The following is a 21,570-nucleotide window of genomic DNA, read 5'->3' on the forward strand; positions in this document are numbered from 1 at the left end:
CCGACACGCCGGTGCGGTTCCGGCGAATGGCCCAACCGGACGGGCGGGGCGGCCGACCGCGGCGGGAACTTCCGGCCATTTTCCCGGAGGGCCCGGACGGGCTCCGCGACGCGCGTCACCGCGGGCTTCACGGCGTACGGCCGGACCGGTCCGACGGCTGCGGAAGGGGGCGAGGAGGAGGCGCGGGGGAGATCGGGCGGATGCCGGTGCCGGCGGACGGACACGCCCCGAACAGCGAAAAGCCCTCCCGGAGGGAGGGCGGGGAGTGAGCGCCCCCGGCAGGACTCGAACCTGCGGCCAAGCGCTTAGAAGGCGCCTGCTCTATCCACTGAGCTACGGGGGCCGGGTGTGGTGGCCTGTGGTGCGGGTGCCCGGGGTGCGGGCGGTCCGTGACCTTGCCGGGGACAAGGATAGAGCTCCCCGCTCCCTGTCCTCGGTGCTTCGCCTCCGTGGCTCGATGTGGAGGTTCAGTGAAGCGGTCCTGATAATCGCAGGCAGGTGCGAATCGTGCATCGCTTTTAGCGTCTCACGCCCCGGGTGTTGTGCACTCGTTATGCCTGCGCCCCAGTCGTCCCGTCCGCCTCGCGTACCCGATCGGCGCGCAGACATGGCCATATGCTTCAGAAAGACTCCAAAATTGGGCATTCTTCGCATGTGGTGACCTTGGACGTACGGCCTCAGCTGCTCGACGCACTCTCCGCCCTGCGCGACCGTGTTGCCGCTGCACGCTTTCCGCTGCCCCTGGCTGGGGCTCCACGCGCGCGTGCCAACCGCGACGAACTGCTCGCGCAGCTCGACGACTATCTGGTGCCCCGGTTGAGAGACCCCGAAGCACCGCTGCTCGCCGTGATCGGGGGTTCGACCGGGGCGGGCAAGTCGACGCTGGTCAACTCCCTCGTGGGGCGGCGGGTCAGCGAGGCGGGGGTGCTGCGGCCCACGACCCGGACCCCGGTGCTCGTGTGCCACCCGGAGGACCACCACTGGTTCAGCGGGATGCGCGTCCTGCCCGACCTCACGCGCGTGTGGGTGCCCCAACAGGACGCCGGGGACGAATCGCTGCTGCCGGGCGACGAGGGCCCCCGCACCCTGCGCGTCGAGACCGTCGACACGCTGCCGCGCGGACTCGCCCTGCTCGACGCCCCCGACGTCGACTCCCTGCTGGCCGACAACCGGGTGCTCGCCGCCGAACTGATCTGCGCGGCCGACATCTGGGTCATGGTCACCACGGCCGCGCGGTACGCCGACGCGGTGCCGTGGCACCTGCTGCGTACCGCCAAGGAGCACGACGCCACGCTCGTGACGGTGCTCGACCGGGTGCCGCACCAGGTGCTCTCGGAGGTGTCGCGCCAGTACGGCGCACTGCTCACCAAGGCGGGACTCGGCGAGGTGCCCCGCTTCACCGTGCCCGAACTGCCCGAGTCGGCGTGGGGCGGAGGGCTGCTCCCGGCGACCGCCGTGGCACCGCTGCGCGCGTGGCTCGTACAGCAGGCGCAGGACCCGGCGGCCCGCCGGCACGCGATGGCGCGCACGGCGCACGGGGCGCTCGACTCGCTGAGGACGCGGATGCCCGAGCTGGCCGGCGCGGCGGCCGCGCAGTACGCCGCCGCGCTGCGGCTCACGGCGGCCGTCGACGGGGCGTACGACAGCGAGTACGCGCGCGTGCGGGGCCGTCTCCAGGCCGGGGCCGTGCTCGCCGGCGGGGCGCTCAAGAGGTGGCGCAGCTACCCGCTCGACTGCACCGCCGGCGAACTGCTCGACGCGCTCAGCGAGAGCCTGGCCGCGCTCCTGCTGTGTGCCGTCAGCGCCGCGGACGAGCGCGTCGACGACGCCTGGCGGCGCGAACCCGCGGCGGGCGCGCCGGGGCTGACGGACCGTGCCCCGGAGGAGGAGAGCGCCGAGCAGCGCATCGGGGTCGCGGTGCGGCGCTGGCGCCGGGTCGTCGAGGAGCACGCCGAGGAGGAGGTGCGCGGCCTGGAGAAGGGCGTGGCGCCGGATGCCGAGGCGGTGGCCGCGCTGGTCGCCACCGCGCTGCTCGGCGGGCGCCGCGCACGGGCCGCGGGCGAGGGGCTCGCCGAGCGGATCGGGGCCCAGGGCGCGCTGCGGCTGCGCGACAAGGCGGGCCGCCTCCTCACCGACTACCTCGACAAGACACTGCGCGCGGAACGGGAGCGGCGGCTCGCCCCGCTCGACGCCCTGGACGTACATCCGGAGCCCCAGGCCGAACTCATCGCCGCGCTGTCCGTACTGCAGAAGGAGAGGTGACCGCGGTGACCGCCGTCACGGACCACACGGATCAGGCCGACCGTCCCGGGGACGACGACGGGCGCGACGACGCGCGCGTGCGCGAGGAGGACGACCGCGTGCCGGGGCGCGACAGCGCGCACCCGCGGGACGGCGACGACGGGCACGCGCGCGTGCGGGCCGACGGGGACGCCGCCGCGTCGCCGGAGGAGGGGGCGTCCGGCGACGGGGGTGCTGCGGGGGCGCGCCCGGGCTCCGGGGCCGCGACGGACCCGCCGCACACCACGGACGCGGCGGGTGTCACGGACACCGCCGACTCGCCGGGCGGCGAAGGCGCCGCGGACGCCGGGCGGGGGACGGACGGCGGGAACGGGGGGCCTGAGGCGGCCCAGGCTCCCGAGGCCCCCGAGGAGTCGGAGGGGGGCGCCTGGGACGACGGGCTGATCGCGCGACGCGTGGCCGTGGGCGCCGAGGGCCACGTCCGGCCCGTACCGGAGACGGCCGCGGACGACCGGCCGCCCGTGGTGACCCCGCTCGCGTACGACGGGCCGCTGCGGTCCCGGCTGGACGCGCTGCGGGAGCTCGTGGGCCTCTCCCGCGCCCGGCTCGACAACAGGACGCTCGCGGAGGCGGGACGCATCCTGGAGGAGGCCGCGGCGCGCCGCAGGCTCTCCGGGCAGCACACCGTCGTCGCCATCGCGGGAGCCACCGGCAGCGGCAAGTCCCAGCTCTTCAACGCGCTCGCCGGAGTCGCGATCTCGGAGACCGGCGTCCGCAGGCCCACCACGTCCGCGCCCATCGCGTGCAGCTGGAGCGACGGCGCGGCGACCCTCATCGACCGGCTCGGCATCCCGGGCCGGCTGCGGCGGCGGCCCCTGCAGAGCCCCGAGGCCGAGGCGCAGTTGCGCGGCCTCGTCCTGGTCGACCTGCCCGACCACGACTCCGCGGCCGTCCAGCACCGCGCCCAGGTCGACCGCGTCCTCGCGCTGGTCGACGCCGTCATCTGGGTCGTCGACCCGGAGAAGTACGCCGACGCCGTGCTGCACGAGCGCTATCTGCGCCCCATGGCGGGGCACGCGGAGGTCACCTTCGTCGTCCTGAACCAGGTCGACCGGCTGCCGGGCGAGGCCGCCCACCAGGTCCTCGACGACCTGCGGCGGCTGCTCGACGAGGACGGGATCGCCCTGGGCGAGTACGGCGAGCCGGGCGCCACCGTCCTCGCGGTGTCCGCGCTCTCCGGCGACGGCATCGGCGAACTGCGCGAGGCCCTGGGCCACTTCGTGGCCGAGCGGGGCGCGGCGGCGCGCCGGATCTCCGCCGACGTGGACGCTGCCGCCGCCCGGCTGTGGCCCGTGTACGCGAACCAGCGGCAGGCCGGGCTCACCGAGGAGGCGCGCGACGAGTTCGCCGACCGGCTCGCGGAGGCGGTCGGCGCGTCGGCGGCGGGCGAGGCGGCGGAACGGGAGTGGCGCCGCCATGCCAACCGTGCCTGCGGCACCCCCTGGCTGCGGCTCTGGCGCTGGTGCCAGGACCGGTGCGACCCTCCCACCGGCCGGATGTCCGTGCGGTCGCAGGCCGACGAGGAGGCCACGGCGCGCCAGCGCGTCGAGCAGGCGGTGCGCACGGTCGCCGACGAGGCGGCCGCGGGGCTGCCCGGCGCCTGGGCGCAGGCGGTGCGCGAGGCCGCCGTACGGGGCGCGCAGGGGCTCAGTGAGGCGCTCGACGAACTGGCGGTACGGGCCGGGACGCCGGCCGGCAGGCCGCCGCGCCCCGGCTGGTGGCCCGCCGCGGTGCTGGCGCAGGCCTCCATGACGATCCTTCAGGTCGTCGGCGGACTGTGGCTGCTGGGGCAGATCGTCGGCGTCCTGTCGCCGAACCTCGGGGTGCCGGTCCTGCTGATGGTGATCGGCATCGTGGGCGGTCCGGCCGTCGAGTGGGCGTGCCGGATGGCGGTGCGGGGACCCGCGAGGAGGTACGGCCTGGAGGCGGAACGGCGCCTGCGGGAGGCGGCTTCCGGCTGCGGCCGGGCCAGGGTCCTCGATCCGGTGGCGGCGGAGCTGCTCCGCTACCGGGAGGTCCGTGAGCAGTACGTACGGGTCATGGGGGTCGGTGCCGGTACGGGGTGAGGCGGGGCTGCCGCTGGGGGCGCGGGCCCGGGGTGGCGTTCCTGTACCGGGGCCGTGGGTTCCCGTGGTCGCTGGTCACCCTTGCGGGTGGCGGAGTTGTCCACAACCGGGCGGTGGCCCACAGCGCTCAGCGGGCCCGGCCGGGCGGAGGCAGTCTGGACCGCGGCGGACACGGGGCGGTCGGGGCGACCGGGCCGGGTCCGCCCCGGCGGCGGCGAGGGGCCGGCGCCGGCGCATCGGCACGGGACCGCCGTGCGTGTGGGCGAGGGAGGGGTTCGGGATGAAGGAGACCATGGTGTGCGTAGTGGGGAACGTGGCCACGCAGCCGGTGTTCCGGGAGACGGTGGCGGGTCCGACGGCGAGGTTCCGGCTCGCGGTGACCCAGCGGTACTGGGACCGCGAGAAGAACGTGTGGACGGACGGGCACACCAACTTCTTCACGGTGTGGTCCAAGCGGACACTCGCGACGAACGTCCAGGGGTCCGTCGCGGTGGGCGATCCGCTGGTCGTGCGGGGGAGGTTGAAGGTCCGCTCCGAGCAGCGCGACGGGCAGTCGTTCGCGTACGCGGACATCGAGGCCTCGGCGATCGGGCACGACATGGCACGGGGCACGTCGGCGTTCCGCCGGGGCCACAGGAGCGAGGCGGCACCGGAGACTCCCGCCGGTCCGGAGCCCAGTTGGGAGACCGAGCCGGGGGCCCGTGCGGAGCCGGGGGAGCAGGGGAGCCGGTCGGGGCACGTGAGCGGGGCGGGGCCGACGGACGGGGCGGGGCCGGCGGCGGGGGCTCGCGCGACGAAGGGGAGTGGTGGACCGGGCGAGAGCGGTCGGTCGCGCCGGGAACCCGCTCTGGCGACCTGAGTTCAGATGGCGGAACGGCCTGACCGGGCGACAGGTCCGGCGCCCGACCGGAGTGCGGCTTATCGGCCGTTGCGTTCACAACGGTCCCTGTGGATTTGTCGACAGGACCCGCTCGCGGCGGATCTTGGCGATAACGATTCCGATTCGGATCGTTCACGGGGATGGCAGGACCGGGGGGAGCGGTGCGCCCCGTCCTTAGGATGCCGGGCATAGCTCTCGGGGCTTCTGATTCTGCTGGTGGGACCGTAACCCCCCACGTGAACGGGTCCTGCTCGAAGGGGAATCCTGTGCTTTCTTCGTTCTCTGCGTCGCCCGCGAGGGGGCGGGGCCGCGTTCGCCTCGCCGCCGTGACGCTGGTGTCCGGACTCCTCGCCGTCGGTGCCCTCGCCGGTGCGGGTACGGCCGCCGCGGACGAGGGCCCGCAGGGGCATGGCGGCGCGACCGCCACGATAGGCGGGCTCAAGACGTCCGGTCCCGCCGTCATCCACGAGAACGGCCAGGACCTGCCGGTCTCCGCGGGGCTGTTCGAGATGTCCGTCGACAACGGCGGGACCCTGCAGACCTATTGCATCGACATCCACACCCCGACACAGAAGGACGCCAGGTACCAGGAGACGCCCTGGAGCGGCACCTCGCTCAACGGCAATCCCGACGCGGGCCGCATCCGCTGGATCCTGCAGAACTCCTACCCGCAGGTGAACGACCTCGCGGCGCTGGCCGGCAAGGCGGGCGTGAGCGGGCTCACCGAGCAGGACGCGGCGGCCGGCACGCAGGTGGCGATCTGGCGGTACTCGGACGGCGCCGAGGTGGACGCCGTGGACCCCGAGGCCGAGAAGCTCGCCGACTACCTGCAGCGCAGCGCCCGGGACCTCGACGAGCCCGAGGCGTCGCTGACCCTGGACCCGCCCGCGGTCTCCGGCCACGCCGGTGAGCTGCTCGGCCCCGTCACGGTGCGCACCAACGCGCGGGGCGTGTCGGTGACGCCGCCGGCCGAGGCGGCCAACGGCGTGATCGTCGTCGACCGGGACGGCAACGAGGTCACCACCGCGACCGACGGCGCCGAGCTGTACTTCGACGTCCCCGAGGACACCGCGGACGGCTCGGCAGCCCTCACGGTCCAGGCCTCGACGACGGTGCCGGTCGGCCGGGCCTTCGCCTCCGAGACCCGGAGCCAGACGCAGATCCTCGCGGGCTCCAGCGAGTCGACGGTCTCCGCCACCGCCACGGCGAACTGGGCCGAAACGGGTCCCGCGCCCGCGCTGTCGGCCGAGAAGAACTGCGCCGAGGGCGGCGTGGACATCACCGCGGTGAACAAGGGCGACGCGCCGTTCACCTTCGAGCTGATGGGCTCCACCCACTCCATCGAGGCGGGCGCGTCGCAGACCGTCACGATCCCGTTGCAGGAGGACCAGGCCTACGACTTCACGATCACGGGTCCGAACGGCTACGAGAAGCGGTTCCACGGAGTGCTCGACTGCCGGACGCAGAGCAGCGCCGGCGGAGAGTCGACCCAGACCCTGAGCGAGCCCAGCCCCGCGACGGCCGGCGGGATCACCAGCACCACGGCCGACCTGGCCGAGACCGGAGCCTCCGGCGCCACCCCGGTCATCGTCGGTGTGGCGATCGCCCTGGTCGTGGCGGGCGGCGCGGCACTGGTTCTGGTCCGCAGGAAGCAGACGCCCGAGCAGCACTGAGACGCGACGGTCCGCCGGCGACCACGCCCGGTGCCGCCCGGCGGCACCGGGGCCGTGTCCGGCGGTTCCTGGGGTCGCGCCCGGCGCTTCCGAGGGTCGCGGCCGGCGGTTCCGAGGGCCGTGTCCGTGAGGAAGCCCGGCGGAGCCACCGTCCCGGTCCGGTCCGGTCACCGGTGGTCGTTCCGGGGGCGCCGCACCGGCGGGACGGATCAGGTGCCCTGGTCCGGGCCCGGCGGAGTGGCGGTGAAGGCCGTGAGTGCGGGTCGGCGGGGCCCGCCGCCAATAGAAGGCCGGGGCCTCGCCGAGCGGACGCGGCCCGGTGGACCCGTCCGCCGAGGTCGTCGTCCGGAGCGCGGCTCGTCGTTGAGCGGGTGCCGCATGTCGTCCCGTGCGTGCGCCGACGCCCGTGCCCGTGCCGTTCGGTCGGCGCGTGATCGTCCCCGAGGGCGTCCCGGGGCAGGCCGTCGTGTCCGAAGGTGAGCGCGGGCGACTGACAGTGACGGGCGGTCCGCCTGGTGGGAGTGGGGGAGTCGCAGGTCAGGGGCCCCCGGCTGAACGGGTTTCCCCCGAGGGGTAGCCGTCAGGCAAGATGGGGTGTATCTGCCCACTGCCGATTTCAAGCGTCCGGACGGTTTCTCTTGGCTGAGTACATTTACACCATGCGCAAGACGCGCAAGGCGCACGGTGACAAGGTGATCCTCGACGACGTCACCTTGAGTTTCCTCCCGGGTGCCAAGATCGGTGTGGTCGGTCCGAACGGTGCCGGTAAGTCCACCGTTCTCAAGATCATGGCGGGCCTCGAGCAGGCCTCCAACGGTGACGCGTTCCTTTCGCCCGGCTACACCGTGGGCATGCTGCTCCAGGAGCCCCCGCTCGACGAGTCCAAGACCGTCCTGCAGAACGTCCAGGACGGCGCCGCCGAGATCATGGGCAAGCTGCACCGCTTCAACGAGGTCGCCGAACTCATGGCGACCGACTACTCGGACGCGCTGCTGGACGAGATGGGCAAGCTCCAGGAGGACCTGGACCACGCCAACGCGTGGGACCTGGACACCCAGTTGGAGCAGGCCATGGACGCCCTGGGCTGCCCGCCCGGCGACTGGCCCGTCACCAACCTCTCCGGTGGTGAGCGCCGCCGCGTCGCGCTGTGCAAGCTGCTCCTCGAAGCCCCCGACCTGCTGCTCCTCGACGAGCCCACCAACCACCTGGACGCAGAGTCCGTGCAGTGGCTGGAGCAGCACCTCGCGAAGTACCCCGGCACCGTCGTCGCCGTGACCCACGACCGGTACTTCCTCGACAACGTCGCCGAGTGGATCCTCGAACTCGACCGCGGCCGCGCGCACCCCTACGAGGGCAACTACTCCACCTACCTGGAGAAGAAGGCCTCCCGCCTCAAGGTCGAGGGCCAGAAGGACGCCAAGCGCGCCAAGCGGCTCAAGGACGAGCTGGAGTGGGTGCGGTCCAACGCCAAGGGGCGCCAGGCCAAGTCCAAGGCGCGTCTGTCGCGCTACGAGGAGATGGCCGCCGAGGCGGACAAGATGCGGAAGCTGGACTTCGAGGAGATCCAGATCCCGCCGGGCCCGCGTCTGGGCTCCATCGTCGTCGAGGTCAACAACCTCTCGAAGGCCTTCGGCGAGAAGGTCCTCATCGACGACCTGAGCTTCACCCTGCCGCGCAACGGCATCGTGGGCATCATCGGCCCCAACGGTGCCGGAAAGACCACGCTCTTCAAGATGATCCAGGGTCTGGAGACCCCGGACTCCGGCACGATCAAGGTCGGCGAGACCGTCAAGATCTCGTACGTCGACCAGAGCCGCGAGAACATCGACCCGAAGAAGTCGCTGTGGGCCGTCGTCTCGGACGAGCTGGACTACATCAACGTCGGCCAGGTCGAGATGCCTTCGCGCGCCTACGTGTCCGCGTTCGGCTTCAAGGGCCCGGACCAGCAGAAGGCGGCCGGTGTGCTCTCCGGCGGTGAGCGCAACCGCCTGAACCTCGCGCTCACCCTCAAGCAGGGCGGCAACCTGCTGCTCCTCGACGAGCCCACCAACGACCTCGACGTCGAGACGCTCTCCTCGCTGGAGAACGCCCTGCTCGAGTTCCCGGGCGCGGCTGTGGTCGTCTCCCACGACCGCTGGTTCCTGGACCGGGTGGCGACGCACATCCTCGCGTACGAGGGCGACTCCAAGTGGTTCTGGTTCGAGGGCAACTTCGAGTCGTACGAGAAGAACAAGGTCGAGAGGCTCGGACCGGACGCGGCGCGTCCGCACCGCGCCACCTACAAGAAGCTGACCCGGGGCTGATCTTGCGGCACATCTACCGCTGCCCGCTGCGCTGGGCGGACATGGACGCGTACGGCCACATCAACAATGTGGTCTTCCTCCGCTACCTGGAGGAGGCGCGCATCGATTTCCTGTTCCGCCCCGACAAGGATTTCCAGCAGGGGTCCGTGGTGGCGCGCCATGAGATCGACTACAAGCAGCAGCTCGTCCACCGGCACACGCCGGTCGACATCGAGCTGTGGGTCACCCGTATAAGGGCGGCGTCGTTCACCGTCGCCTACGAGGTGAAGGACCCCGACCAGGTGTACGTCCGGGCCGAGACGGTCATCGTGCCGTTCGACTTCGAGGCGCAGCGGCCCCGCCGCATCACCGCCGAGGAGCGGGCGTTCCTGGAGGAGTACACGGACGACGGGGCCGATCCCGCGGGGGCCGTCGCGGCATGACGGCCCTGGAGCTCGTCGACGAGGGGGAGGCGGCGGATCTCGCCGCCTTCCTCGCCCGGCTGATCCACTACGACCGCGCGGCCGCGGTCCGGCTGCAGGCGTCGGGGACCACTCTCGCGGTCTTCGGCCGGCCGCCGTCGTTCGAGGTGCTCGCGATCCGCGCGGCCCGGCTCGCCAAGCCGTACGAGAACGGTCTCGAGGTCGCGCTCGACGTGACCGTCTCGGCCGGTGAGCTGCTGGAGGCCCTCGACGAGCCGGCCGCCACGGCCGTCGTGCCCGCCGCCGTCACCGGCCCGCCGTGGGCCGGGGTGCTGCCGCCCCGCGGAGGCTGGCGTTCCGAGCCGGGGCTGCCCGTGCCCGGCGCCGTACGGACGATGGTGGGCGCCGCGGTGGCCGAATTCCGGGCACGGATCGACGAGTTGGCGCCGGAAGGACGTACGCGCGCCGTGGTCGACCGGATAGGGCGGGAGATCTGGTCCCGGCCCGTCGGGGACACCGGGCTGCCGGTGCGGGCCGCCCACGCGGCGCAGTCCCTCGGATTCCTCGGGCCCGCGCGGGCGGGAGCGCCCGGGGACGCCGTCCTGCGGCTGCTCGCCTCGGGCGCGTGGCTCAGGCTGTGGACCCCGTACGGATCGATCGCCGTCCGCAGGGCCGGACTGGGCGCCTTCGGCGTCACCGTGCGCTGAGCGTTCCCGCCCGCGCGCCGAACGACACAGCCGTTCGCCGAACGACACCGCCGTGTGCCGAACGGCCTCGCAGGGCGCCGAACAATCCCGTAGGCCCTGCGTGCCTTCGACCTGCGTCCCAGAGGGCGCCCCGGCGCCGGGCCGGGCGGCGCCCCGCCCGGTTCAGCCCTCCGTGTTGACCATCGACGCCGCCGCGTAGGTCAGGTAGTTCCACAGCGTGTGCTCGTGCTCCTCGGAGAGCCCGAGCTCCTCCACGGCCACCCGCATGTGCTTCAGCCAGGCGTCGTGGGCGGCGCGGTCGACGGCGAACGGCGCGTGGCGCATCCGCAGCCGGGGGTGGCCGCGGTTCTCGCTGTACGTGGTGGGGCCGCCCCAGTACTGGATCAGGAACAGCGTGAAGCGCTCCTCGGCCGGGCCCAGGTCCTCCTCGGGGTACATGGGCCGCAGCAGCGGGTCCCCGGCGACACCCTCGTAGAAGCGGTGCACGAGGCGCCGGAAGGTCTCCTCGCCGCCGACCTGCTCGTAGAAGGTCTGCTCCTGAAGCGTGCCGCGCCGAATCTCTTTCACGTCGTCCATGGTCTCAGACGCGGCGGCCGAGGACTCAAGGCTTAGGACCACCGCCTCCCGGGGGCGGTCCCGGGGCCGCGGGCGGCCCCGGCGCTCGCCTCCCGGCCCCTGCGGCCGCACAGTGGAGGTATGGGCGGGCACGCGACCGACCACGGCCTCGACGACCTCGCCGCCACGGCGCGGGCGGCGCTGGTGCGCGCCATCGAGGCGAGCGGGGCGTGGGACTCGGCCCCGGTCTGGCGCGATGCCTTCGAGAGCGTCCCGCGCCACCTCTTCGTCCCGTACTACTACGCGGGCACCGTGAGCGGCTACGAGCGCCGGTGGGGGGACGATCCGGCCCGGGGCAGGCGCGAGACCTGGCTGCGCGGCGCCTACGCGGACGCGCCGCTGGCCACCCGGATGCGGGACGGGGAGCTCCTCTCGTCCAGCAGCCAGCCGTCCCTGATGGCGACGATGCTGGTCGCGCTGGACGTGCGGGACGGCGACGCGGTCCTGGAGATCGGCGCGGGCACCGGCTACAACGCGGCCCTGCTCGCCCACCGGCTGGGCGACGCGCTCGTCACCTCGGTGGACCTGGACCCGGAGATCACCGAGGCCGCCCGGCGGCACCTCGCCGCGGCCGGCCACCGTCCGACGGTCGTCACCGGGGACGGGGCGCGCGGCTGTCCCGAGCGAGCCCCCTTCGACCGGATCATCGCGACCTGCACGCTCGGCTCGATCCCGCGCGCCTGGCTGCCCCAGTGCCGGCCCGGCGCACGCATCCTCGCGCCGTTCGCCACCGGGATCGTCGTCCTGCGGGTCCGGGACGCCGGCCATGCCGAGGGCCGCTTCCTGCACACCTCCGCCTACTTCGTCCCCCTGCGCGGCGGTGCCCCGCCGGGGCCCGAGCCGTCCGACCGGGAGCTCGACGCCCTGCCGCGCGGGGCGGGCCGCAACGAGCTGTTCCGCTTCCTGCTGGCCCTGACCGCGGGCACGCTCGCCGTGGACGAGGCGTACGCGATCTGGGAGCGGGAGGAGCGCCCGCAGCGCGAGCGGTACGGGATCACGGTCGACGACGGCCGGGCGTGGGCGTGGCTGGACGACCCCGGGGGGCCGTACACCTGGCCGCTTCCGTGACGGGCCCGCCCGGCCCCTGCGAGCCGGGACCGCGCACCCCGACCGGCGCCGAGCGAGCCCGATGCCCCGGAGCGGGACGAGCCACAGCGGAACGGTCCGGGACCCGGACCCGCGCCCCGGACCCGTGCCCGTCGGTCAGCCGCGGCGGATGGTGATCGTCGTCCAGGCGCCCACGTGGACCCGGTCGCCGTCCTGGAGGGGGATCGGGACGAAGGGCTGGATGGGCTCCTCGGCGCCGTTCACCGTGGTGCCGTTCGTGGAGTTCTGGTCCACGACCGCCCAGCCCCCGTCGGGCTGCTGGACGAGCACCGCGTGCTGGTGCGAGACGCCCGGGTCCTCCGGCGGCACCGCCAGGTCGATGTCGGGGGTGTCGCCGGTCGAGTGGCGACGGCGGCCGATGGTGATCTGGTTGCCGATGAGCGGGCGCTGCTGCTCGGGCGAGTAGGCGGGCAGGTTCAGGCCCGCGGCCTCGGGTCCCGAGCGCTGCATCATCGCCATGAAGTACTCGCGGTCGGGGCCGATCGTGATGCTCCACGACAGGGGCTGCTGCTGGTACCCGGGGGGCGCCTGCGTGGCGCCGGGCTGCGGGTAGCCGTAGCCGCCGCCGGGCCCGGGAGGGCCGCCCTGGCCGCCGGGCGCTCCGGCCGACGGCGGGGAGATCACCCAGTCGTCCTCACCGCCGCCGTAGGACGGTCCGCCGTGAGCCTGCGGGCGCCCGGTCTCCTGCGGGAAGCCGGGCGGGGCCGGTGGTCCGGGCTGCTGGTAGCCCTGCGGGCCGCCGGGGCCGTTCTGGCCGCCGTATCCGCCGGGCAGGCCGGGCATGTTCGTGGCGGGGCCGGTGGGTGCCGGAACCGGCTGCGACGGATCGCCGGGGAACCCCGAGGGGTCCTCGCCGTACGGCGGGATCGGCTCGGCGGGCCTGTTCACCCGCGAGGGCCGGGAGCCCTGGTAGTCGAACCCGCCGGAGCCGGGCTGGCCGGGCGGCTGCTGCTGGAACCGCGGCGCCGGGTTCTGGCCGCCGGGCCCGGGGGACGGCGGCCGGACCGCGGCCGGGGTGTACGAGGTCGCGGTGTTCGTGAGGAAGTTCCACCGGCACTCCTCGCAGAACGGCGCCCCGCCCTCACGGGGGGTGCGGCACTGCGGGCAGAGCTCGGCCCCGGACATCTGGTCGGGTGCCTGGGAAGGGTGGCGGCCGCCCTGGCCGGGCGGCGGATAGCCGTAGCCGGCGGCCGGGGGCGGCGGAGGGGGCGGGGGCACGGCACCGGCCATGCGGTGACCGCAGACCTCGCACCAGTCGTCGGAACCCGACTGGTGTCCGTTCGGGCAGGTCGGCATGTCGGCGCTTCCCCCTCTCCTTTTCGGCCCCGGATGGACCGTATGCGATGCGAACCGCGTGCTTCACGACCGCGGATCGATCTGATTCTTGCTACTTCTTTACACGAACAGTCTTTGTGGACCGTGTTTCGAGAGTCATCTCGTCGGCCTCCGCGACCTTCGCCTTCAATCGCACAGTACCCGCCGCGGCATCGACCACGTCCACCACCTTGGCAAGCAGTTTGGCGGTATCGGCGTTTCCCGAGGCACTGGCGAGCTGAACGGCGCGGCCCAGTTTGGCCGTTGCCCCGTCGACATCGCCCGCTTTGCGCGCGTCCAGCCCCTGCTGGATGACTTGCGCCAGTTCCGCCTGACCCGTGTAGTGCGCGACCTGCGGATTGATGGACGTGGACGCCGCCATGTCGTCGGTCCACACGGCCCGTACGAGCCCCTGCGCGCCGAGGTTCTGCGCCGGGCCGTCGCCCTGCGGGACGACCAGGGAGACCCGGGCGGCGAGCATCTCCTGCCCGATGCCGGCCTCGGGGACCTCGACGCACACGTGGTAGTCGCGGGACTCGTCGCCCCAGGAGCCGGTGGGGTAGTCCCCGGCGCGCGGGCCCGCCTCCGTGCGGCGGCCGGTCAGCTCCTCCACCGTGGGCGCGACCTGCTTGACGAACTTGATCGCGGTGCCGACCGGGGTCCACAGCCGCAGCGCCACGTCCGCGACCTCCTTGCCCATGGCCGTCTCCATCATCTGCGTGAAGTCGGCGGCCAGGCCCGCCGGATCGGCCACGATGTCGGCGGTGCCGAGCAGCGCGGACGCGATCCCGGTGACCTCCTTGACCTCCCAGTCGGTGCCGACTCCCCGCGCGTCGCACGTGAACCGCCCCGCGCAGGAGTCCAGCGCGGCCTTGAGGTCCTGCGGCGACTCGTGCTCGTTGCGGCCGTCGGTGAGCACGATGCCGTGCCGGATGTCGACCTCGGCGGACGCCAGCAGCCGGTCGGCCAGCCGCAGCCAGGTGCCGATCGCGGTGCCGCCGCCCGCGCTCAGCCTGCGCAGGGACTGCTTGGCCTGTTCGCGGGTCCGCGGGTCGGCGACGGCGAGGCCCCCGCCGCCCGGGTAGACCTCCTTGGCGACGTGCGTGCCGCCGATCACCGCGAAGCGCACCCCGTCCCGCAGCGCGTCGATCGCCGCGGCCGTCGCGTCCCGGGCGCCGCGCATCTTGGTCGGCGGGTAGTCCATGGACCCCGAGCAGTCGACCATGATCGCCACGGCCGCGTCCGGGCCCTGACCCGGTGTGTAGACGTGGGGTGCCGCCACGGCACTCCCGATCGTTCCGCCGCCGGTCGAGGTCACCGTGACGATCGCGTTGACCTCGCGGCCGCCCTCCGGCAGGTACTCGTTCTGGTAGACGTCCACCGAGAACTGCGGCACGTTCGACTTCGAGAAATTGGCCATGCCCTCTGTGCTCCCCCTCAGGACTCCCCACAGGCCGTGGGGTGATGTCGATGGGCGGACCGGTCCCCTCCGGTCCATGGGCCGTGCACGGCCCGCCCGTTCGCGCCGTCGCGGCCCGCACCCGGTCGTCCCGGGTGGGCGCGGCCCGTTCCCGCCGTTCCCTCCGGTCGCCCGGGCCGGGTCCCGTCCCGCCCCGGAGGCCGATACCGATTCGGCCTCAGGCCGATCCTGCCCCCGGAGAGGGGGCGGGGAACGGCACGACGGCCACTGTTACGTTGTCGTGGCCCCCGCCGTCGAGGGCGTGCCCCACCAGGACCTGCGCGCCGTGCAGGGGCCGGGCCGCGGCGTCGTATGGGACGACCTCGGCCATCTCCCCGGCCGATTCGGCGTAGTTCCACAGTCCGTCGGTGCACACCACGACGACACCCGGCCGGTCCGGCTTGAAGGACGCGGTGTGCGGCTCGATCTCGTACGCGTCGGCGCCGAGCCAGCCCGTGATGGCGTGCGCTCGGTCGTCCGCGTACGCCTCGGCCTCGTTCATCAGGCCCGCGGCGACCATCTGGGCCGCCCAGGAGTCGTCCTCGGTGAGCCGGGCCGGCGGCGACGAGCGGTCCACCGGGACCCAGTAGACGCGGCTGTCGCCGACCCAGCCGACGACCAGCAGGCTGGGCGTGACGACCGCGCCGACGAGGGTGCAGGCGGGGGCGTTGACGTGGGGCTGGTGCTCAGTGGCCGAAGTGGTGGGGTCCGCGAGGGCGTTGACCGCCCCGGCGGCGGCGAGGATGGCGTCGTGCATCGCCTGCTGCGGGTGCGTGCCCCGCGGGAGTGCCGTCAGCAGGGACTCGGCTGCCGACCGGGAGGCGGCCAGGGACGCCTCGTCGGGACGGGTCGCCGAGGACACTCCGTCGCAGACGATCGCGACGACCGCCGGCGAACCGTCGGGCAGCGCGGTCGAGGAGACGGCGAACGCGTCCTCGTTGCGGTGGTGGCGCAGACCCCGGTCGCTGACGGCGGCGACGCAGCTCAACTCCTGCTCCATGTGGTCCCGTTCGCGCGGCTGTGCGTGCCCGCAGTTCTCGCAGTAGCCGTCCCGGTCGACGTGGCCCGCGCGGCAGGCCACGCAGACCTTCGTGCCGGCGGCGGGCGTCGGGAAGGCTGCGGCCCGCGGATCGGCGGGCGGCTCCTCCGGGGGCAGCGGCGCGGCCAGCGGGTACGCGTCGGGCTCGCCGGACTGCCGGTGGCCCTGGGCCACCGGCTGCCCCGGGGGCGGCTCGGGCACGTGCTGCGGCGGTACGGGCGGCTGCGCGGGCCGGTCGAACCGGACGCCGGGGCTGTCCGAACCGCCCGACTCGCGGCCCTCGATGTCGGTGGGCAGCACCACGGGCGCGGGCGTGTCCGAGGACGCCGGGTCGGGGGCGACCGGCCAGTCCACGGGCGCGGCGGCCGAAGGGGCCGCCGGCTCCGTGCCGTTCATCGCGATTGTGGGGCTGTCGTCCGGCGGCACGGGTACGGCCGACAGGTCGAACCCGCACGCACCGCAGAAACGGTCACCCGAGTCCAGCGGTTCCTCACAGCTGGGGCAGGCGGCCAGTTGGGGCATCTGCGACATGAATTACACCCACGTCCGGGGGCGGTAGCGGTTGGCCCGCTCCACCAGATGGATCCTCTCCTCGCCACGCTGGGCGAGCCGGGCCAGTGTCCGGTACGAGCGCTCCAGACCGAAGCGCAGGCCCCGCTCGTCCAGATCACTGCCGAGAAGTACGGTCCGCGCACCGCCGCTCTGCGGGGCGGAACCCTGGCTACCGGAGAGTACCCAGTCCAGGGCGCTGCCAAGGACCTCTGTGGACAACTGCTCGCGCCGCACCGCGTCCAGACCGTACCCGTCGAGGGCCGCGACCTGCGCCGCGGCCGAGGTCAGGTCGTCGAGGAAGGGCACGTCCGGTACTCCGGGGGCGGGTGGCACGGCCCCGCCCGAACGCTGCCTGAGCCGGGCCCGCACCGCGGCGACCCGGGCCGCCGTGTAGTGGATCGACGACTCCGGCACCGACTCCAGCGTCCGCACCGAGCCCCTGCGGTCGCCCGCCGCGAGCTGCACGCGGGCCAGGCCGAACGCGGTGCTCACATAGCTGGGGTCGGTGGTCCACACGAGGCGGTAGTACTCGGCCGCGTTGTCGAGCTGCCCGAGGACCTCCGCGCACACGCCGAGCGCCAGCTTGGGCGCGGGCTCGCCGGGGAACGCGTCGTAGATCGCGTCGAAGGACACCGCCGCGACCTCGTGGTCGCCGGTGGCCAGCGCGGCCACGCCCCGGTACCAGACCACCCGCCAGTCGTCGGGGTGGTCCGCCTCCAGGGCTTCCAGCGCCCGGCCGGCAGGGTCGAGTTCGCCGAGCTCCAGACGCGCCCGCAGTTCCCGCAGCCGCAGTTCGAGGGAGGCGGCGGGCGCCGCCCGCAGCGCGGTGATCAGCTCTCCGGGGGCGGACGTCATCAGACCGGCCAGGAACCCGGCGTTCGGGTCGCCCGGGTCCACCCGCGGCACCGGGAGCGCCAGCGCCGCGGCGGCCGTGTCCAGCGCCTTGACGAGGGCGGCCGGTCCCGCCGGGGCGGCGGCCGCGGGCAGCGCGGGGGGCGCCCCGTTCGTGCCGGCCGTCAGCTCCGGCGCACCCCTCTTCCTCCGTACGGGCGCGATCCGCAGCCCGAGCCGCGAGACGTCCGACTCCAGCGTGCCGAACAACTCCGTTTCGGTGACCTTCAGTTCCGGGCCGAACAGCGTCGACAGCGAGGGCCGGGCACGTCCGCTCTGCACGGAGACGACCTCGCGCAGCACTCCCGTGAGCTGCTCCGCCATCTCCTGCGCGGAGGCGAACCGGCGGGCCGGGTCGGGGTCGGTGGCCCGTACGAGGAGCCGGTAGAAGGACTCGTAGGTGCGCAGCACCTCGATGGTGTCGGGATCGGGCAGGGAGTCCACGAACACGTTCGTGTAGCCCTGGAAGTCGAAGGTCAGGACCGCGAGGGTGCGGGCGACCGTGTAGAGGTCGGAGGCGACCGACGGGCCGACGTCCGCGACCTCGGGGGCCTGGTAGCCGACCGTGCCGTAGATGGCCGACTCGTCGTCGTCCATCCTGCGGACCGCGCCCATGTCGATCAGCTTGAGCTGGTCCTCGGTCTGGATCGCGTTGTCGACCTTGAAGTCGCAGTACAGCAGGTTGCGGCTGTGCAGGTGGCCGAGGGCCTCCAGCGCCTCGATGCCGTACGCGCACGCCTGCTCCACCGGCAGCGGGTCGCGGCGGCCGTCCGGGGTGCGGCGGCCGTTGGCGATCTCCTTGAGCGACTTCCCGCCCACGTACTCCATGACGATGTAGCCGTCGAGGGAGCCCGTGCGCTGGTCGAGGTGCTCGACGAAGTTGTAGATCCGCACGATGTTGGAGTGCTCGATCTCGGCGAGGAAGCGGCGCTCGGAGATGGCGGCCTCCATCGCGTCCTGGTCGCCCGTGTCGAGGAGTCCCTTGAGGACCACCCAGCGGTCGGACACCGCCCGGTCGACGGCGAGGTAGACCCAGCCGAGCCCGCCGTGCGCCAGGCAGCCCACGACCTCGTACTGCCCGTGCACGATGTCGCCGCCCGCCAGCTTCGGCACGAACGAGTACGGGTGGCCGCACTTGGTGCAGAAGCCCTCCGTGCGCCCGGTCCGCTCACCGCGCGAGCGGCCGACGGGCGCGCCGCAGTCGGAACGCGAGCAGAATCGCTTCCTCTCCGGGACCTCGGGGTTCTCCTGGACCATCTCCCGGGGGTCGGGGCGCGGCACGTCGGGAACCTGCACGAGGCCGACGCCGAGCCGCCCCCGGCCCGAGGACCCGGCGGTGGAGCCGGAGCTGCGCACCGACACCGAGCGGCTCGACACCCTGCCCGACAGGGAGCGCGACAGCCGCCCCGACACCGAGCGCCGCGACTGCGAGGAACGGGAGGAGCGCGACGAGGCCCGGGAGCCGGTGCTGCCGGAGCCGCGCGAACCCCGGCCGCCCGCGGTGATCCCGGTCGGCGGCGAACCCACATTGCCGCCCGACGGGACCTCGGGTGCCAGACCGCAGGTGTCGCAGTACAGCTCCCCGCCGCCCATGTCCTCGTACGCCCCCTCGCATCCGGGGCGCCGGCACTGCTGCCGGCTCTCTCCACCCTTGTTCGGCTCGTTCGGCTCGTTCGGCTGACTCACGATTCCCCCCTCCGGTCCTGCGGCCCGCCCTGTTCGGGGACCCTGGGCACCAGCAACTCGGCGGCCGCGTGCTGGTAGCGCAGCACCGCCGCCTCCGCCACGCGCAGATCGCACGGCGCGCTCCACAGCATGCGGCGCGCCGCGTCGTACCGCTCCACGAGCAGCGGGTCCTCGGCGAGGCCGTGCCGGGCGACCTTCGCCTTGTACGCGTCGAGGCGGCCGCGCAGTTCGGCGCGCACCGCGAGCGGCGCGGTGACCGCCGTCAACGACTCCCGGGCGCGCATCAGCTCGTCCTCGGCCTTCTCCTCCAGGGACTCCAGGAGCGGCGAGAGGCGGTGCCACTGGGCGTGCCTGCGGTACTCGGCGGCGGTCGCGAGCTGCTCCTGCAGCGCGGTCGGCGGACCGCTCACGGCGGGCACCTCCGACGCGGCGATCTTCGCGAGCACCTCACCCCGGGCGCTGCGCGCCTCGGCCAGGGTGCGGTCCGCCCGGCTCAGCACGTCCCGCAGCCGCACCAGCCGGTTCTCCGCGTCCTGCCGCACGGTGAGGACGGCGTCGATCTCGCGGCGCACCTCCTCCAGCGCCCGCGCCTCACGGTCGTAGCGCTCGCTGTCGGGACGGCCGCCGCCCGGTGCCGAACTGCCCTGCGCGGGACGCCAGAAGGCCAGCGGGTCCGACACCACCTGCTCGCGCAGGGACGTCAGGGCGCGGGTGATCCGCTCCAGGTCGTCGCCCGAGGGGTGCTCGCCGGGACGCACCCCCACGGAGTGCGCGAGCCGGCGGGTGCGCTGAAGCTCCGCGGCGAGTAAATCGATCCGTGCGGGCAGGGCCGACCACACGGCGTCGGCCGTCACCACCATGTCGAGCGACGAGGCGTACAACTCGTTCATCCGCTCGACGAGTTCGACGAGGGTGAAGCGCTCGCTGAGCCGGCCCGTGCCCGCCATGGTGGGCGCCGCGGCCGTCGCGGCGGCGCTGCCGGCCACCGTGACGCTCTCGCCGCGCAGCAGTTCCGTCAGCTCCACGAGGTCGTCGCGGCTCGACCAGCGCCGCCGCGCGCGGATCGCGCGCGCGGCCCGCAGCGCGTCCGCGTACGCGTCGAAGTAGGCCCACAGCAGGGTGACCGACGCCTCGGTGGTCCGCCAGCGCTCCTTGGTCGTGCCGGTGAGCTCGGCCCCCTCGAGGAGTCTGCGGCCCGCGTGGTCCTGCAGGGCGAGGAGCGAGGTCTCGATGGCCTCGTGCTCCGCGCCGAGCCGCGCCAGCGCACGGTCCACCTCGTCCCGGTCCATCACCGGCCCGGAGGCTCCCGTGACGCCCATCGATCACCTCTCGCTCTCGGTCGTTCCCGGCGCACTCAGGAGGTGCGCCCGGGCAACTCACTTCCCGTTCCCGGTCGTTCCCAGTCCGACTCTGCCATTCCCGGTCGGTTCCGGTCGCTCCCGGACGTTCCCAGCCGCTGCCGCTGCCGCTGCCGCTGCCGCTGCCGCTGCCGGTGGCCGGCGGTCCTCACCCGGAGCGCCCCGGCGGCGGGGTGCGGCCCGGGCGGCCGGGCCCGGTCACCGGTACTCGACCGGCGGCGGCCCCTCGGACTTGCCGAGGCCCTTCGCGAGCCAGGTGTCGTACGACTGCTGCCAGCCGTCCTCGCGGTAGTCCACCAGCACCTGGTTGACCCGGCGTACCAGATCGTCGGAGTCCTTCTTCATCGCCACGCCGTAGTACTCGTCGGTGAACGGCTCGCCCTTCAGCTCGACCGTCGGGTCCTGCGCGGCCTGGCTCGCCGCGAGCGCCCCGTCGGTCACCACGGCGTCCACCTCGCCGAGTTGCAGCCGCACCAGGCAGTCGAGCTGGTTCGGCACGGTGGTGCGGATGTCGGCGGACCCCACGAGGTCGCCGTCCTTCTTGTCGGCCGCCAGGGCGTCGTACGCCGTGGAACCCGTCGCCGAGCAGATCCGCTTGCCCGCGAGCGACTCGTCGTAGCCGGTGATGTCCGACTTCCGGGGGGCGAGCACCTGCTGGCCGGTCTCGAAGTAGGGCGAGGAGAACGCGACATCCTTCAGCCGCGCGCAGTTGATCGTCATGGTGCGGACCACCATGTCGACCTCCCCCTTCTGGATCGCCGGGATGCGCCGGATCGTCGGGATCGCGCGGAAGCGGACGTTGTTCTCCTTCTTCCCGACGATCCGGTCGGCGATCGCGTGCACGAGGTCGATGTCGAAGCCCTCCAACTGGGTGGTCTCCGAGGTGCTGTTCGGATCGCGGTAGCCCCAGCGGTAGCTGTTCTGGTCGACGCCAACCGTCAGGTAGCCGCGGTCCTTGATGGCCTGGACGTTCGCGCCGTCCTGGGGACCCGACGACGGCGACAGGCTCTGGTCCTCCGGGGCCTCGCACTCCTCGGCCCTGGCCTGCTCGCCGTGGGCCACGCCCCGCGCGCCGGCGTCCCGTCCGCCGTCCACACGGGACTGGGCCACCGGCAGCAGCAGCGCGAAGACCGCGGCCAGGACGCAGACGACCGCCATCGCGCCCACTCCGCCCCAGCCCCTCAGGCCGGCCCGCACACGCCGTGCGTTCATCGTCAC

The 21,570-nt window shown here is 73.7% G+C and carries 16 protein-coding genes and 1 tRNA gene; 9 read left to right on the forward strand and 8 right to left on the reverse strand.

Translation table 11 applies throughout. The features are described 5' to 3' along the window. Window positions 1-270 precede the first annotated feature (270 nt). Window positions 271-343 (reverse strand) — tRNA-Arg (locus IE265_RS10855). 311 nt (window positions 344-654) lie between these two features. Between IE265_RS10855 and IE265_RS10860 the strand changes: the two genes are divergently transcribed. The 7 genes from IE265_RS10860 (at window position 655) to IE265_RS10890 (ending at window position 10,331) form a co-directional block, all read left to right on the forward strand. Then, window positions 655-2,262, forward strand: a complete 1,608-nt coding sequence (locus IE265_RS10860; protein ID WP_190035243.1) for a dynamin family protein — start codon at window positions 655-657, stop codon at window positions 2,260-2,262. Continuing rightward, window positions 2,259-4,367 carry a YfjP family GTPase gene (locus IE265_RS10865; RefSeq protein ID WP_373302928.1) on the forward strand — a complete coding sequence of 703 codons (2,109 nt, stop codon included), beginning with the start codon at window positions 2,259-2,261 and terminating at the stop codon, window positions 4,365-4,367. The genes IE265_RS10860 and IE265_RS10865 overlap by 4 nt, the downstream gene beginning before the upstream one ends. A gap of 280 nt (window positions 4,368-4,647) precedes the next feature. Beyond that, complete coding sequence (locus IE265_RS10870; RefSeq protein ID WP_190035245.1) at window positions 4,648-5,226, forward strand: single-stranded DNA-binding protein; 579 nt, start codon at window positions 4,648-4,650, stop codon at window positions 5,224-5,226. Between the two features lie 287 nt (window positions 5,227-5,513). Beyond that, window positions 5,514-6,920 carry a Cys-Gln thioester bond-forming surface protein gene (locus IE265_RS10875; protein ID WP_229916125.1) on the forward strand — a complete coding sequence of 469 codons (1,407 nt, stop codon included), beginning with the start codon at window positions 5,514-5,516 and terminating at the stop codon, window positions 6,918-6,920. 638 nt (window positions 6,921-7,558) lie between these two features. After that, a complete protein-coding gene (gene ettA, locus IE265_RS10880; RefSeq protein WP_190035247.1) occupies window positions 7,559-9,223 on the forward strand; it encodes an energy-dependent translational throttle protein EttA in 1,665 nt (554 codons plus the stop codon). A 2-nt stretch (window positions 9,224-9,225) separates the two neighbouring features. Further along, window positions 9,226-9,645 (forward strand): acyl-CoA thioesterase, encoded by a 420-nt coding sequence (locus tag IE265_RS10885; protein ID WP_190035248.1) that lies wholly within the window; start codon window positions 9,226-9,228, stop codon window positions 9,643-9,645. Next, a complete protein-coding gene (locus IE265_RS10890; RefSeq protein ID WP_190035249.1) occupies window positions 9,642-10,331 on the forward strand; it encodes a DUF8185 domain-containing protein in 690 nt (229 codons plus the stop codon). The genes IE265_RS10885 and IE265_RS10890 overlap by 4 nt, the downstream gene beginning before the upstream one ends. Before the next feature lie 162 nt (window positions 10,332-10,493). Here the strand turns inward: IE265_RS10890 and IE265_RS10895 are convergent, their stop codons facing one another. Continuing rightward, entirely contained in the window at window positions 10,494-10,907 is a 414-nt protein-coding gene (locus IE265_RS10895) for a globin (RefSeq protein WP_190035250.1), read from the reverse strand. Between the two features lie 120 nt (window positions 10,908-11,027). On the opposite strand from IE265_RS10895, the gene IE265_RS10900 reads away from it, so the two are divergent. Beyond that, entirely contained in the window at window positions 11,028-12,014 is a 987-nt protein-coding gene (locus IE265_RS10900; RefSeq protein WP_190035251.1) for a methyltransferase domain-containing protein, read from the forward strand. Window positions 12,015-12,149: 135 nt separating this feature from the next. Here the strand turns inward: IE265_RS10900 and IE265_RS10905 are convergent, their stop codons facing one another. The 4 genes from IE265_RS10905 to IE265_RS10920 form a co-directional block, all read right to left on the reverse strand. Then, complete coding sequence (locus tag IE265_RS10905) at window positions 12,150-13,349, reverse strand: FHA domain-containing protein (protein ID WP_190035252.1); 1,200 nt, start codon at window positions 13,347-13,349, stop codon at window positions 12,150-12,152. A 91-nt stretch (window positions 13,350-13,440) separates the two neighbouring features. Beyond that, entirely contained in the window at window positions 13,441-14,787 is a 1,347-nt protein-coding gene (locus tag IE265_RS10910) for a vWA domain-containing protein (protein WP_190035253.1), read from the reverse strand. A 217-nt stretch (window positions 14,788-15,004) separates the two neighbouring features. Beyond that, the gene (locus tag IE265_RS10915; protein ID WP_190035254.1) at window positions 15,005-16,396 is read right to left on the reverse strand and encodes a protein phosphatase 2C domain-containing protein; all 1,392 of its coding nucleotides are present in this window, start codon (window positions 16,394-16,396) and stop codon (window positions 15,005-15,007) included. A 3-nt stretch (window positions 16,397-16,399) separates the two neighbouring features. Continuing rightward, on the reverse strand, window positions 16,400-18,670 hold the full coding sequence (locus tag IE265_RS10920; protein WP_444545242.1) for a serine/threonine-protein kinase: 2,271 nt from the start codon (window positions 18,668-18,670) through the stop codon (window positions 16,400-16,402). Here IE265_RS10920 and IE265_RS39475 point away from each other — a divergent pair. After that, window positions 18,645-18,989 carry a hypothetical protein gene (locus IE265_RS39475; protein ID WP_444545243.1) on the forward strand — a complete coding sequence of 115 codons (345 nt, stop codon included), beginning with the start codon at window positions 18,645-18,647 and terminating at the stop codon, window positions 18,987-18,989. The genes IE265_RS10920 and IE265_RS39475 overlap by 26 nt on opposite strands. Before the next feature lies 1 nt (window position 18,990). On the opposite strand, the gene IE265_RS10925 is transcribed toward IE265_RS39475, so the two are convergent. Both IE265_RS10925 and IE265_RS10930 read right to left on the reverse strand, forming a co-directional pair. After that, window positions 18,991-20,313 (reverse strand): hypothetical protein, encoded by a 1,323-nt coding sequence (locus tag IE265_RS10925; protein WP_190035255.1) that lies wholly within the window; start codon window positions 20,311-20,313, stop codon window positions 18,991-18,993. Between the two features lie 237 nt (window positions 20,314-20,550). Further along, window positions 20,551-21,564 (reverse strand): glutamate ABC transporter substrate-binding protein, encoded by a 1,014-nt coding sequence (locus tag IE265_RS10930; protein WP_190035256.1) that lies wholly within the window; start codon window positions 21,562-21,564, stop codon window positions 20,551-20,553. Window positions 21,565-21,570: the final 6 nt, after the last annotated feature.

Source organism: Streptomyces fructofermentans, assembly GCF_014651055.1.
GTDB lineage: Bacteria > Actinomycetota > Actinomycetes > Streptomycetales > Streptomycetaceae > Streptomyces > Streptomyces fructofermentans.